This is a genomic window from Rhodothalassium salexigens DSM 2132 (assembly GCF_004341375.1).
In the GTDB taxonomy this organism is placed as follows: domain Bacteria; phylum Pseudomonadota; class Alphaproteobacteria; order Sphingomonadales; family Rhodothalassiaceae; genus Rhodothalassium; species Rhodothalassium salexigens.
Window position 1 is genome coordinate 265861 of the sequence record NZ_SLXO01000001.1, and the last position, 13909, is coordinate 279769.

Annotated in this window: 12 protein-coding genes and 1 tRNA gene; 2 read left to right on the top strand and 11 right to left on the bottom strand. The window is 69.9% G+C overall.

Annotated features, from left to right (window positions below):
* The first annotated feature begins 560 nt into the window (after nucleotides 1–560).
* Nucleotides 561–1244: an outer membrane protein gene (locus EV659_RS01145; protein WP_132706694.1), complete on the top strand. Its 684-nt coding sequence runs from the start codon at nucleotides 561–563 to the stop codon at nucleotides 1242–1244.
* Nucleotides 1245–1440: 196 nt separating this feature from the next.
* Here EV659_RS01145 and EV659_RS01150 read toward each other — a convergent pair whose 3' ends face one another.
* The 10 genes from EV659_RS01150 to EV659_RS01195 form a co-directional block, all read right to left on the bottom strand.
* On the bottom strand, nucleotides 1441–2880 hold the full coding sequence (locus EV659_RS01150; protein ID WP_132706696.1) for a DEAD/DEAH box helicase: 1440 nt from the start codon (nucleotides 2878–2880) through the stop codon (nucleotides 1441–1443).
* Between the two features lie 366 nt (nucleotides 2881–3246).
* Nucleotides 3247–4167 (bottom strand): retropepsin-like aspartic protease family protein, encoded by a 921-nt coding sequence (locus tag EV659_RS01155; RefSeq protein WP_132706698.1) that lies wholly within the window; start codon nucleotides 4165–4167, stop codon nucleotides 3247–3249.
* Nucleotides 4168–4199: 32 nt separating this feature from the next.
* Nucleotides 4200–4958, bottom strand: a complete 759-nt coding sequence (locus EV659_RS01160) for an MBL fold metallo-hydrolase (RefSeq protein WP_132706700.1) — start codon at nucleotides 4956–4958, stop codon at nucleotides 4200–4202.
* On the bottom strand, nucleotides 4955–5782 hold the full coding sequence (locus EV659_RS01165; protein ID WP_132706702.1) for a TatD family hydrolase: 828 nt from the start codon (nucleotides 5780–5782) through the stop codon (nucleotides 4955–4957). The genes EV659_RS01160 and EV659_RS01165 overlap by 4 nt, the downstream gene beginning before the upstream one ends.
* Nucleotides 5779–7338 (bottom strand): methionine--tRNA ligase, encoded by a 1560-nt coding sequence (metG, locus tag EV659_RS01170; RefSeq protein ID WP_132706704.1) that lies wholly within the window; start codon nucleotides 7336–7338, stop codon nucleotides 5779–5781. Before metG ends, EV659_RS01165 begins: the two co-directional genes overlap by 4 nt.
* Before the next feature lie 200 nt (nucleotides 7339–7538).
* Nucleotides 7539–8723 (bottom strand): DNA polymerase III subunit delta', encoded by a 1185-nt coding sequence (locus EV659_RS01175; protein WP_132706706.1) that lies wholly within the window; start codon nucleotides 8721–8723, stop codon nucleotides 7539–7541.
* Nucleotides 8716–9366: a dTMP kinase gene (gene tmk, locus EV659_RS01180; protein WP_132707148.1), complete on the bottom strand. Its 651-nt coding sequence runs from the start codon at nucleotides 9364–9366 to the stop codon at nucleotides 8716–8718. Before tmk ends, EV659_RS01175 begins: the two co-directional genes overlap by 8 nt.
* Nucleotides 9367–9428: 62 nt before the next feature.
* Nucleotides 9429–10634 (bottom strand): D-alanyl-D-alanine carboxypeptidase family protein, encoded by a 1206-nt coding sequence (locus tag EV659_RS01185; RefSeq protein WP_200287591.1) that lies wholly within the window; start codon nucleotides 10632–10634, stop codon nucleotides 9429–9431.
* A gap of 5 nt (nucleotides 10635–10639) precedes the next feature.
* A complete protein-coding gene (locus EV659_RS01190; protein ID WP_200287588.1) occupies nucleotides 10640–11383 on the bottom strand; it encodes a septal ring lytic transglycosylase RlpA family protein in 744 nt (247 codons plus the stop codon).
* 280 nt (nucleotides 11384–11663) lie between these two features.
* Nucleotides 11664–12893 carry a lytic murein transglycosylase gene (locus tag EV659_RS01195; protein WP_165878639.1) on the bottom strand — a complete coding sequence of 410 codons (1230 nt, stop codon included), beginning with the start codon at nucleotides 12891–12893 and terminating at the stop codon, nucleotides 11664–11666.
* Nucleotides 12894–13097: 204 nt separating this feature from the next.
* Between EV659_RS01195 and EV659_RS01200 the strand changes: the two genes are divergently transcribed.
* Nucleotides 13098–13185 (top strand) — tRNA-Ser (locus EV659_RS01200).
* A gap of 271 nt (nucleotides 13186–13456) precedes the next feature.
* On the opposite strand, the gene EV659_RS01205 is transcribed toward EV659_RS01200, so the two are convergent.
* Nucleotides 13457–13795 carry a hypothetical protein gene (locus tag EV659_RS01205; protein WP_132706711.1) on the bottom strand — a complete coding sequence of 113 codons (339 nt, stop codon included), beginning with the start codon at nucleotides 13793–13795 and terminating at the stop codon, nucleotides 13457–13459.
* Nucleotides 13796–13909: the final 114 nt, after the last annotated feature.

A 13909-nucleotide genomic window follows, 5' to 3' on the forward strand; every position in this document is an offset into this window, starting at 1 on the left:
CCAAGAGCCCCCCAGGTCAGCACAAAACCGCCGCTCAAGCGCAATTTTCCATGCCCCGGACGACCAATCGGCGAGCCGGGCGCTAAACCAAAGCACGAGCGCTCGGGCCGCCTTGAAAAGGGCGCCGCGGTATCCGGCCGGCGGTGCCACGACCTCTAGGCGACCAACGTCGACGCTCGACCGTGCAAAAGGGCGTATCGTCGCCCAATTCGCGGGTCTCGAACCCGTCGCCACCCGGTTGCCACACCGGGCGCGGCCATACCGCGATCCACCGCCGGGCTGCGATCGAAAACCGAGGGGACTTCAGGGCCGGCACGGCGACGGGTTTCGGGTTTCGATATCCGTCTCAAACTCCATCCATCTCGAACGCCAATACCGAAAGGGCGCATAATTTATATTATGCAAAATTCTTTACGCGACCCGGTGCACCAATTCACACCTTCCGTGACGGGTTTGTGATCGGCGTTCCGTCGATTGGGTCTTGCCGAGGTTGCCAGACGGCTTATCTGGCTCTTGGTTAAACAGTGTTCACTCCGGATCTGTTGGATGTATGCGTCACCATGGTTCGCACCGCTTTCCCTCGACTGCCCCTATCCCTGTTGTTCGCCGGCCTGATGGCCGGTGCGATGTCCACCGCCGCCGACGCGGAGCGGCGCTCGGACCGGGCCAACACACCGCGCATGGACGCCGCCGAGCGCGACACAATGGTTGCGCGCGACGCCCGCGTGAGCCGCGACGCCCCCGCCGGCCCGAGCCTCTATGGCGCGATTCAGGCCGGCTATGCCGATGCCAAGGCCATCGCCCAAACCGGTCCGGACGATCTGAATGGCGTCATGATCGGCGCGCTCTTGGGCTATGATTTCGGCCGCGTGCGGGTCGAGGCCGACTACGCCTATCGCGGCTTGAGCTTTCCCACCGACGGCGTGCCCGACAGCCTGTTCGGCCCACCGCGTCCGTCCGACGCCATCGATGTGCATACACTGATCGCCAATGTGGCGGTCGACCAGCCGCTGACCGACCGGGTCGAAGCCTATGCGCTCGGCGGCGCCGGGGTCGCGTTCGTCAACGATCTGGGCCCGGCCGAACAAGCCTTCACCTGGCAGGCCGGCGGCGGGCTGGTGTTCAAGCCGCGCGCCCACCTGGCGCTCGACCTGGGCTATCGCTTCCAGCGCACCGAGACCTTAGGCGTCGGCAGCCGGATCGAAACCCACAATGGCGTGGTGGCGGTCCGGCTCTATTTCTAACCGACTGATTCTAAACGACTGAACGCCCAAAGATTGGAAGACGACCAACAAAAAAGCCCGGTCGCTGACGATCAGCGGCCGAGCCCGATGTCTTGTGGCGCTTGAGGATCTTCAGGTCCCCCGGCGCCCGTGACCGTCGAAGGTCAGGCGCCGGGAGGACCCGCAGATATGCAGCCGGGCGTTCGATAGCGCCCGATCAGGCGCCTTGACGCGCCTGCGGACGGTTACCGCCCTGGCCCTGGCGGCCCCCGCCGGGGCGACCGCCGCCCTGCCCGGCGCGGCTGCGTTGGCCGTGGCCGGCTTTGGCGCCACCCGCATGACCGCCACCATGGGCCGCCTTGGCGCCCCCGTGACGGGCGCCGGCCTTGCCCGCGGCCTGGCGCGGCCGGCTGCCGGCGCCACCCTGGCCGCCATTGCTGCGACCGCTGCGGCCGCGACCGCCGCCGCCGGGGCGGCCCTTGCCGCGCCCGCGTCCGCCGGCGCTGTCGCTGACCGCGTCGGGGCCCTGACCGTCGTCAAGCAGGGTTTGGCCGGTCAGCCGCTCGATATCGCGCAACAGCGCGCGCTCGGCCGGATCACACAGCGCGATGGCGGTGCCGCTGCGCCCGGCGCGGCCGGTGCGGCCGATGCGGTGCACATAGACCTCGGGCACTTCGGGCAACTCGTAATTGACCACCAGCGCCACGTCGTCCACGTCGATGCCGCGCGCCGCCACGTCGGTGGCGACCAGGATCGGCGTGCGCCCGGTGCGGAACGCGCGCAGCGCCCGGTCGCGCTGGTTCTGGTTGCGGTTGCCGTGGATCGCGCCGGCCGACAGACCGGCCTTGACCAGATGGTCGCAGACCCGGTCGGCGCCGCGCTTGGTGCGGGTGAACACGATGGCCCGGCCCTTGGACGCAGCAGCCCCCTCGCCGTTCAGCAATTCGACCAGCCGGGTGCGCTTTTCGCTTGCCGGCACGGCCAGCGCCTGCTGGTCGATCCGGTTGGCGGGTTGCGCCGCCGGGGTGATCGCGATGGTCTCGGGATCGGTCTGAAACTCGTTGGCCAACGCCTTGATCGGCTTGGGCATGGTGGCCGAGAACAGCACCGTCTGGCGGGGCTCGGCGACCTGGCCCAGGATGCGCCGGATCGCCGGCACAAAGCCCATGTCGAGCATCTGGTCGGCCTCGTCGAGCACCACGATCTCGGTGTCGTCGAGCTTGACCGCGCCGGTGCCCATGAAGTCTTCGAGCCGGCCCGGGGTGGCGACGATCACGTCGGGGCTGGCGTTGAGCGCGCGCAGCTGCGGGCCGGCCTTGGCACCGCCCACCACCAGCGCCGAGCGCACGCGCAGGAACTTGCCATAGGTGCGGAACGCGTCGGCAATCTGCGCGGCCAGTTCACGGGTCGGCGCCAGGATCAGCGCACGCGCCTTGCCCGGCCCCATACGCCCGGGCTCGCGGGCCAATTGGTCGAGCAGCGGCAGCACGAAGGCGGCGGTCTTGCCGGTGCCGGTCTGCGCGATGCCGAGGACGTCGCGGCCCTCCATCAGCGCAGGGATCGCGGCGGCTTGCACCGGCGTCGGAGTTTCATAACCGGCAGCGGCCACGGCGCGTTGAACGGGTTGGGCGAGGCCCAGATCGGAAAAAGTGGTCAAAGCGTTTGCTTTCGTCAAAACGACCGCAGCCGGGGCGCCGATCGACACGGCACCGCACGCGCAACGCGGTCTATCATCAATGTTTGGAAGCCGGCGTAGAACAGCTGCCCGGTTCGGGTCCGCCGGAAGGCGGGGAGGATCGGCCCATTGAGGGTCTGACCGGGGGTCCGGTCCGCCGATAGCCTCGCATGGTCGGGCGCCTTCCGCGATGGTGTCTGCGGCCCACGCGCGCCCTGGCAATAGCGCCTTTCACCATATCGGCGCGCGAAATGCAAGCTTTATGTTCGATACGGTGAGTGCCACGGCCAGCCCGGTCGGTGGCCGGTCGGGGGCCGGGCGGCGGCTGGGCGGGTGTCGCGCCCGGGCTCAGCGCGTGGCCGCTTGTTTCAGGATCAGCCGGCCGTCGCGCACCTCATAGCCGTCGAGGGCGTTGAGAAAGCTTTGCCCCAACAGCGACTGGCCGAGCGCCCGGCCGTGGACCAGCGCCGGCACGTCGCGCACCACGATGTCGCCGACCCGGATGGCGTCGAGGCGCACCGGCGCCACCGCCACGGTGCCATTGGCGGTCTGGACCCGGCCGGTGAACGCGGCGCGCGGCGGGACCATGCCGATCCGCCGGGCGTCGGCGGGGCTCAACACCACCAGGCTCGCGCCGGTGTCGACCATGAACCGCAGCGGCGTCCCGCCGACCGTCGCGCGCACATAGAAATGACCGTCGGCGGCGCGCTCGAACGCCCGCGCGCGGTCCGGGCCGGCGTCGACGCTGTAGCCCTGGCCGGTGCCCAGATTGGCCGACACCCGGTCGCCGACTGCGCCGAGCTCGCGCCGGAAAGCGTAGCCGCCGGCGAGCACGGCGACGATCGCCAGCCACACCAAGGCGGGCCGGGCGAAGGCGCCGAGCGGCCGGCCGGCGAAAAACCGGCTGGCCATCAGCACCGCGAACCCGCCCCAGGCGAGCACGAAGACCAGCACGCCCAGGGACGCGCCGGCCAGCGGCCCGGTGAGGAGCCAGGCGCCCAGGCCCACGAGCGCCAATGGCAGCAGCCATCGGGGCATCCCGCGCCGGCCCGAGCCACGGCCGGTTTGCTGCCCACCGGTGTACCGGTCGGTGTGCCGGGGGGCGGACGACCACCCGGTGCGCGGGCGACGGTCCGCCCCGGCTTCCGGTGCGCGGTCATCGCTGGCGTTGCGGGCGCGCCGGCGGTTCTCGTCGCCGGCCGGGGCGCGTGCAGGCGCCGGGCCATCCTCGGGCACGCCGTGGCGCGAGCGCTTGTCTCGATCGGTCATCGGCTACCTCTCCCCGCGCGGTCGTCGCGCGCTCAGATCTCCAGCACCAGCCCGTCATAGGCCGGCTCGACCCCCGGCGGCAGTTGGGCCGTCAAGCTGGCATAGTCGAGCCATTGCGACAAATGGGTCAGATAGGCGCGTTCGGGCGCCACGGTGGCGATCCAGTCGAGCGTGCGCGCCAGATGGGCGTGGCTCGGGTGCGGCTTTTCCTGCACGCAATCGACGATCCAGATGCGCACGCCCGCCAGGGCCTCGATGCTCGCCGCGGGCAAGGCGTGGACGTCGGTGGAATAGGCGAAGTCGCCGACCCGCAGGCCGAGCGACTGGATCGGCCCATGGTCCTGGACGAACGGCACGATCTCGATATCGCCGATGGTCACCGGCGCCGACGACGCCATCGGCACCGCTCGCGCGATCGCGGGATAGCCGCGCTTGGGCTCGAACGCATAGGCAAAGCGCCGCGTCAGCCCGGCCAGCGTCTCGGGCGCGCCATAACACGGGATCTCGGCGCCCTGCGCGCGGTAGTAGCCGCGCAAGTCGTCGAGCCCGTGGGTGTGATCGGCATGGTCGTGGGTGTAGACCACCGCGTCGAGCCGGCCCACATGGGCGTCGAGCATCTGTTCGCGAAAGTCGGGGCCGGTGTCGACCACCAGCGTGGTGGTCTCGGACTGCACCAGGATCGACGGCCGGCGGCGCCGATTGCGCGGCTCAAGGGGGTCGCAGACGCCCCAGTCAAGCGGCGCGCGCGGCACGCCCGACGACGTGCCGCAGCCCAGAACCGTAACCTTCATGAGCCGCCGATATGCGCCAGCGTCGCCGCACCGGGCGGCGTGGCCCGGGTGAACAGGCGAAAGAAATTCTCCGCCGTGGTGCGCTTGATCAGGTCCAGATCCTGGTCCTTCAAGTCGGCCAGATAGGCCGCCGTGTCGGCCACGAAGGCGGGTTCGCAGCGCTGCCCCCGGTGCGGCACCGGGGCCAGGAACGGCGCGTCGGTCTCGACCAGCAGCTTGCCAAGCGGCGTCAGCCGCGCCGCGTCCTTCACGTCATAGCTGTTCTTGAACGTGACGATGCCCGAAAACGAGATGAAGAAATCATGTTCCAGCATCTGTTCGGCGAACTGCGGCGTGCCCGAAAAGCAGTGGATGACGGCGCGGAACGGTCCCTTGGCCATTTCTTCCGCCATGATCCGCGCGGTTTCGGCCTCGGCGTCGCGGGTGTGGACGATCACCGGCAGGCCGCTGCGCCGCGCCGCGGCGATATGCTTGCGGAAGCTGCGTTCCTGGGCGTCGCGCGGGGCGTTGTCGTAATAGAAGTCGAGCCCGGTCTCGCCGACCGCCACCACCTTGGGATGAGCGGCATAGTCGACCAGGGCGTCTTCGGGAATGTGCGCCTCGGCCTCCGCCTCGTGCGGGTGCACGCCCACCGAACACCACACATCGTCATGGGCCGCGGCGATGTCGCGGATCGCCTCGAACTCGGAGATCTTGGTGTTGACGGTCAGCAGGGTGGCCACGCCGGCGCGCCGCGCGCGCTCGATCGTGCCCTCAACATCGTCGGCCAAGCCTTTGTAATTCAAATGACAATGGCTATCGACCAGATAGGGTTGCGCGGTCATACGCCCGCCTCCACCTCGATCCGCGGGAACACGCCCTGGGGTTTGGCGATGGCGATACCCGGTGTCAACCGATGGCCGGCGCCCAAGCGCTCGAAGCGGCGGTCATCGGCCCCCTGCCCCAGTTGGTCGAGCAGCGAGGCGGCGGCCTCGGGCACGATCGGCTGCATCAGGATGGCGATCTGGCGCACCGCCTCGGCGGTCACATAAAGCACCGTGGCCATGCGCGCGGGGTCGGTCTTCTTGAGCGTCCACGGCGCCTGGGCTGAGATATAGCCGTCGCCCGCCGACACCCGCGCCCAGATCGCTTCAAGCGCCAGGTGCGGCGCCTGGGCGTCGATGTGCGGGCGGACATCGTCGAGGGCGCCATCCACCTGGGCCAGGAAGGCCAGATCGTCGTCGGTCAGCGGCCCCGGTTCGGGCACCGCGCCGGCGCAATTCTTGTGGATCATCGACAGGGTGCGCTGGGCCAGATTGCCGATACCGTTGGCCAGGTCGGCGTTGCAGCGGCCGACGAAGCCGTCGGTGGCGAAGTCGCCGTCATTGCCGAACGGCACCTCGCGCATCATGAAATAGCGCACCGGGTCGCGGCCGAACCGCTCGACCAGGTCGAAGGGGTCGAGAACATTGCCCAGCGACTTGGAGATCTTCTGGCCTTCCTTGGTCCACCAGCCATGGGCGAACACGCGGTGCGGCGGCTCCAGCCCCGCCGCCATCAGAAACGCCGGCCAATAGACGGCGTGGAAGCGCAGGATGTCCTTGCCGACGATGTGCAGCGCCCCGGGCCAGAAGCGGTCATAGGCGCTGCCCGCCCCGGTTTCGGGATAGTCGAGCGCGGTCAGATAGTTGGTCAACGCGTCGATCCACACATACATGATGTGGCCGGGCGCGTCGGGCACCGGCACGCCCCAGTCGAAGGTGGTGCGCGAGATCGACAGGTCGCGCAGGCCCCCGGCGACGAAGCTGCGCACCTCGTTGAGCCGGCTTTGCGGCTTCACGAAGTCGGGCCGGCGGTCGTAAAGGTCGAGCAGCGGTTGCTGCCATTTGGACAGGTCGAAGAAATAGCTCTCCTCCTCGACCCATTCCACCGGCGCGCCGGTGGGGGCAAGCAGGCTGCCGTCCTCGGCCTTGGTGAGTTCGCTTTCGGCGTAATAGGCCTCGTCGCGCACCGCGTACCAGCCGGCATAGCTGTCCAGATAGATGTGGCCATTGTCGGCGATCCGGCGCCACAGGTCTTGAGCCGCACGCTTGTGGCGGTCTTCGGTGGTGCGGATGAACTGGTCGTTGGAGAAGTTCATGGCGTCGAGCAGCACCTTGAACCGCCCGGACACCCGGTCGCAGAACGCCTGCGGGTCGACGCCCGCCTGCGCGGCCGATTTCTGCACCTTCTGCCCGTGTTCGTCGGTGCCGGTCAGAAAGAACACCTCGTGGCCGTCAAGCCGCTTGAACCGGGCCAGCATGTCGCAGGCCAGCGTCGTATAGGCATGCCCGATATGGGGCACGTCGTTGACGTAGTAGATCGGCGTGGTGACGTAGAACGGGGTCTTGTCCGCAGACATCGGCTCGGGCTTTCCGGGCTTAGAGGAACCAAACGATCGGTGGCGCCGACCGGGGTGAAGGGCGGCCGGGCATGGGGTGCCCGCGCAGCCACCGCAGGGGCAGACACCAGCCGGACCGGGCCGCCCGGCCGGGCCGGCAGCTATGCGTCACCGACGACCAGGCCCCGGGTGCGGCCAGGTAGCGGGCGCGGCCGGGGGCGTCAGGCCCGCCGGCCGGCGGCGGTCGCGGCCAGCGTCTCCAACAGCGCCAGGATCACCTGCCCGCGATCCAGATACACCCGGTCGGCGCGCGCGATCAATGCCCCTGCCTCCTCCCACACCGCGACCCAGCGATCAAGGGGCGCGGCGGCGGCCAGCCGGGTCATCGCCGCGGCCTCGCCCGCGACGATCTCGGCCGGGGCCGCGCCGCGCGCGGCGGTGCGCACCATGCGCCCGATCCAGTCGGTCAACAACCGGGTGAAGGTGCGATAGGCCGCATCGGCGGCCTTGCCCGACAATTGCCGGGCGAGCCCGTGGGCGGCGACCCGGTCGAGCCGGGGCAGCCCGGCCAACAGGCCCACCATGGCGCGATAGACGTCGAGCCCGCCGGCCGCGTGCAACGCCAGCGCGCGCCCCGGCGCACCCTCGGACAGCTGCGCGAGCGCGCGGCGGTCGGCGTCGTCGAGGTCGGGCAGATGCCGGCTGAGCACCGCCACCGTGTCGGCCACCGACAAGGGCTTGAGCGGCAATGCCCGACAGCGCGAGCGGATCGTCGGCAACAGCCGTCCCGGCGCGTGGGCGACCAGGAACAACACGCTGTCGCGCGGCGGCTCTTCGAGCGTTTTTAGCAGCGCGTTGGCGGCCGAGCGGTTCATCTCGTCGGCGGCGTCGACGATGGCGACCCGCCAGCCGCCTTCGGTGGCGGTGGCGGCGAAATGGGCCTGGGCCCGGCGCACATCGTCGACCACGATCTCGTTGCGCAGCGCCTTGCGCTTGTCGTCCCAGGCGCGGTCGATGACGCACAGATCGGGGTGCGCGCCCGCCGCCACCCGGCGAAACACCGGATCGTCGGGCGCCAGCCACAGGCCGTCATGCGCGCCCCCTGCCCCGCTTGCCGGCTCCCCGTCGGGGGCGGTCGCAGGCGGCAGGTCGTCACCGAACAGCCCCGGCCCGGCCGCGTCCGGCGCGGTGCCGCCCGGCGGCCGAGCCAGCAGCCAGCGCGCCACGCGATAGGCCAGCGTCGCCTTGCCGATGCCCTGCGGCCCGCTGATCAGCCAGGCATGGTGCAACCGGCCGCCAGCGACCGCTTCGCGCAGCGCCGCCTCGGCGGCGCCGTGGCCGACCAGCGTCTCGGCCGCCGCCGGCGACGGCGCTGCCGGGGCGTCTGCGGCGGCCGGCCTAGTCATGGTCGAGGCCGAAGCGGCGGGCCACGGCGTCGATCACCGCAGCGGTGACAGCCGCGGCCGGCTGGCCCGCGTCGACGACCCGGAAGCGCTGCGGTGCAGCCGCCGCCAGGTCGCGAAACGCCGTGTTGATGCGGTCGTGGAACGCGCCGTCGAAGCGTTCGTAGCGGTCGGCGTCGCCCCGGCCGGCGGCGCGCGCCAGCCCGGTCCTGGCCGGCAGGTCGAGCAGCACGGTCAGGTCGGCCACCTCGCCGGCGTTGGCGAGCGTATGGATCTGGCCCACCGTCGCCACCCCCACGCCCTGGCCCACGCCCTGATAGGCCAGGCTCGATTCCACATAGCGGTCGGACACCACCCAGGCGCCGCGCGCCAGCGCCGGGCGCACGGTGTGCGCCAGATGCTCGTGGCGGGCGGCGGCGTGCAACAGCGCCTCGGTCATCGGTTGCCAGCGGTCGACCGCGCCCTCGACCAGCAGCGCCCGGATCGCCTCGGCGCCCGGCGCACCGCCGGGCTCGCGCGTCGCCACCACCTCGAAGCCCCGGTCGCGCAGCCACGCCACCAAGGCCGCCACCTGGGTCGACTTGCCGGCGCCCTCGCCGCCTTCCAGGGTGATGAACCGGCCCCGGGCCGGCCCCGGGCCTGGCAGTTCGGAGGGCTCGGACGGCGCCGGGGTGTCGTGTCCCGGCGTCGCGTCTGGATGACCGGCGGTCACTCCTGGGTCGAGGCGCCGAACACGATGTATTCGAGCGCCGCCTTGACCTTGCCGAAGCCGCTGATCGGCGCCACCGCCTCGCCGGCGACCACCGGCACGGTCAGCGGCTCGCGGTCGGAGGTGGTGACGGTGAGGGTGGCGAGCGGCTGGCCGGGCTCGATCGGTGCCGGCACCGGGCCGTCATAGGCCAGCGTCACGGTCATGTCGTTGCGCTGCTTGCGCGACAGGGTCAGGGTGATGTCCTGTTCCACCACCAGCGGCACCTTGGGCGACTGACCGAGCCAGACGGTGGCGTCCTCGACCGTCTCGCCGGCCTCGAACAGGGTGTAGGTCTGGAAGTTGCGGAAGCCATATTCCATCAGCCGGCGGGATTCCCGCGCCCGCTGGCTCTGGCTTTCCAGGCCCGACACCACCAGGATCAGCCGCCGGTCGTCGCGCTTGGCCGAGGCGGTCAGGCCATAGCCCGCCGCGTCGGTGTGGCCGGTCTTGAGCCCGTCGGCGCTGTCCGACATGCGGAACAGCAGCGGGTTGCGGTTATACTGGGTGATCGGCTCGCCGGTGCGGAAATCCTTGCCATAGGTGAACTCGGTCTCGCCGTAGAAGCGATAGAGCTCGGGGAAATCCTCGATGGTGGCGCGCGCCAGCGTCGCCAGGTCGCGCGCGGTGGTATACTGGTCCTCGGCCGGCCAGCCCGAGGCGTTCTGGAACCGGGTGTTGGTCATGCCCAACTCGGCGGCCTTTTCGTTCATCCACTGGGCGAACAGGTCCTCGCTGCCGGCCACCGCCTCGGCCGCCACGGTGCACGCATCATTGCCCGACGACACGATGATGCCGTGGATCAGGTTGTCGAAATTCACCTCCTCGCCTTCGCGCAGGAACATCAGCGAGGCTTCCGAGCCCGCCCAGCGCTTCCACGCGTCGGTGGACACGCGCGCGGTGTCGTCGAGCGCGATGGTGCCGGCCTTGATCTGCTCGAACAGCAGATAGACGGTCATCATCTTGGACATGGAGGCCGGCGGAAACGGCTCGTCGGGGTCCTTGGCGAACAGCGTCGTGTCGGTCTGGGTGTCGAGCAGGAAGGCATGGGCCGCCGGCGTGTCGATGGTCTGGGCGTGGGCCGGCGTCACGGCCGCAGCCCAGGTCAACACCAGCCCGGACAGCATGGCGGACAAGCAAAGCGGCAAGCGCGCGAAAAGGGGCATCGGCATCATCCTATGGAATCGGTGAACACGCGGGCGCTGTAATAGCCCTGGTCGTACAGACGGTCGAGGGTCCGGGCGGCCAAACTGCGCCCATCATAGGGTCCCAATCGAACCCGATAGAAACGCCGCCCGTCCAGCCACACTTTTTGTATATGCGCCCGACCGAAGCGCGCGACCGCATCGCGCAGGCGGCGGGCATTGTCCAGACTGCTCATGCTGGCGATCTGGACGAAGAACGGCCCGCCGACCCCGGCGGGCGCCGGCACCGCGTCGGCGACCCGGCGGCTGTCGGCGGGCTGGCCGTTGGCGTCGAGCACCTGGACCCGCACCCGGGCGGTGCCCTTCTGCTCGAAGCCCAGAAACTGCGCGGCGCGGCGCGACACGTCGATGATCCGGTCGTCGACGAACGGGCCGCGATCATTGACCCGCAAGCGCACCGAGCGGCCGTTCTCCAGGTTGGTGACCAGCACGATCGACGGCATCGGCAGCGTCCGGTGGGCGGCGGTCAGCTTGTTCATGTCGAAGCGTTCGCCATTGGCGGTCGACCGGCCGTGGAATTTGGGCCCATACCAGGACGCCAGCCCGACCGCATCATAGCCCGGGTCGACGCGCGGATAATACCACACGCCGCCGATCTGATAAGGTCGGCCGACCTTCTGGTTACCGGTGCCACGGGTGTCGGGGGCCGGCACCGGCCCGACCGGGGCCGAACCGCCGGGAAACTCCACGCCCACGCAACCGGCCAGCAAGCCCGCCGCCAAGGCGACCGCCGCCCACCGGCGGGCGCCCCGCCCACGGCTCTGGCGACCGCAGGGACGTGGCTGCGGCCCCGGTGTGGCCCCGCCGGTCTCAGCCATCGCTGCCGCAACCATCGCCGCAGCCCCGGTCGCCGCCGCGCCGGCGCGCGCTTGTCTGACGCTGGTGTTTTTGGCCGTCATGCCCCGCCCGTCATGCCTTCGGATACTCCCACACGGGCGCCCTGCCCGCGCGCCGGCCTCGCCTGCCGCCCAGCCCCGGTCGGTGCCGCCCTCAGCGCAACACCGGCCACAGCTTGTCCGACAAGAGGCCGACACCGAGGGCATACTTGAACGCGGCATTATAAGCCATGGTGGTGCAGAAATTCTGATAGACCAGCCAGCCGCGCTCGGGGCGGTCATCGTCAACGATCAAGGCTGCGGCCAGATTGCGCCCCGGCAGGTCGCTGCCATCGGCCTTGCGCACGCCGATCTGTTGCCACTGCTCGATGCGCAGCGTCTGTTCCAGGCTCTTGTAGCGCGCGCAACGGCCGGGGGCCGGCGCCTGGTCAAGCTTGGCCGCCGCCGTGCGCACACCCGCCGGCACCTGCACCGCCCGGCCCCAGGTGATGTCCGAGCGCCAGCCCGAACGCGCCAGATAATTGGCGATCGACGCGAACACATCGGCCTGCGAGGTCCAGATATTGCGCCGGCCGTCGCCGTCGAAATCCTCGGCCAGGCGCAGATAGGCGCTGGGCAGAAACTGCGGCTGGCCCATGGCGCCGCCATAGGAGCTTTTCATCTGATCGAGGGTCGCATAGCCCTGGTCGAGGATCTCCAGGGCGGCGAACAGCTCGCGCCGATAGAAGCCCGAGCGGCGCGGGTCGTAAGCCAGCGTCGCCACCGCGTCGAACAACCGATAGCCCGGATCGACCAGGCCGTAATTGGTTTCCATGCCCCAGATCGCGGCGATGAAGCGCGGCTGGACATTATAGGCGGCGGCCACCTCGCGCAGCAGGTCGCCATGCTTGGCGGCCATCTCGCGGCCCTTCTCGATCCGCCAGTCGGAGACCCGCTTGTCGAGATATTGCTGGTAGGTCTCGACGAACTCGGCCTGATTGCGGTCGCGGCGCACCACCCGTTCGAGTTGCTGCACATCGCCCAGGGCGGCGTCGACCACCGCCTGGGCGATGCCACGCTTGGCCGCCTCGGCGCGCACATCGGCCAGCCATTGCTGGAAACTCGGCCGGCCGTCGCCCGGCGCATCCGCCGACGGTCCGGTGGTATCGGCGGTAGCGTCGGCTTCGGACGCGACTTTAGGGCCAGCTTTTTGGGCTTGGCCGGTTTCGCCAGGCGCGGCCTGAGCTTCGGTCTCGGCCCCGGTGTCGGGTGTGCCCTCAGCCGGCCCCTCAGGCGCGGCGTGTTGGGGGGCCGCCCAGGCTTCGGCCGGGCCTGACGGGACCGGGCCGAGGGCAAGGCCGGTCAACACGGCGAACAGCATAGCGGGCGAACGGGTCAAACGCATGGGCATCGGGCCTTGATCATCCTTTATGGGGCATGGGCGAGAACCGGGCGCCAATTTGGACTGACGGGCCGGCGATGACAAGACGCCGAAAGCCGGTTTCACACGGCGGGTGCCGTCGCCCGGGGCCACCTGACGCCGGCGATGCGGCAAGATGATGGCGGACCTTTACGGCCGGGGCCCGGCTGGGCTAGATCGGGGGGTCTTGGATGGGTGGCAGAGTGGTCGATTGCAGCGGTCTTGAAAACCGCCGAGGCGCAAGCCTCCGTGGGTTCGAATCCCACCCCATCCGCCATACGCCCCCGCCCGTTGAGGGCCATACTGCACGCACAGGGACTTGACAGATCTATCGCCACGCTCGCCGCGCGCTGCGACGGCGCTCGCGACGCGTGCTAGCGCCGATCCGGGGCCATCGTTGCGGCGGTGTGCCGGCGCCGCCGCTGATGCGGCGAAATGGATCGACCGCACCGCCCAGGCGACGCACCGGCAAGGCGCGGGGCCGGCCCGGTCAGAGCGGGCCGGCCCCGGGCGATTTGTTGGGATGACCTGCGGTCAACGGTGCCGCCTCAGGCGCCGCCGGTCCACATGGTGGTGTAGAGGCCATAGACGGTCAGCCAGCCAAGGCCGAACAGGGCCAGTCGGCCGACACCCAGGTCACCGACGGACACCCGCCGCCCGGGCTCGGTGCCGGCCTGGAGAAAGCTGAGCGCCACGCTGGCCATGAAAACGCCAATCATCGACGATGCCGCGAACGCCAAGTTGATGGTAATCGTCCAGACCGTGATCGGCGGGCTGAACAACCCGATCACCGGGAACACCGAGACGAACGGCCAAACTGCGAAAACCGGAACCGCCAAGCTCCATTTGATGATGTGCGGGACATCGATGTGCGAGGGTTGCGCCACAAAAGCCTCCTTGATTGAAAGGCCTTGGAGCTAATGGGTGCGGCGCGACAGCGGCATGTGGCAACCCAACCCAGCGGCAGGCTGCCGCAGCGCGCGCACGGGTCCGTGGCAGGG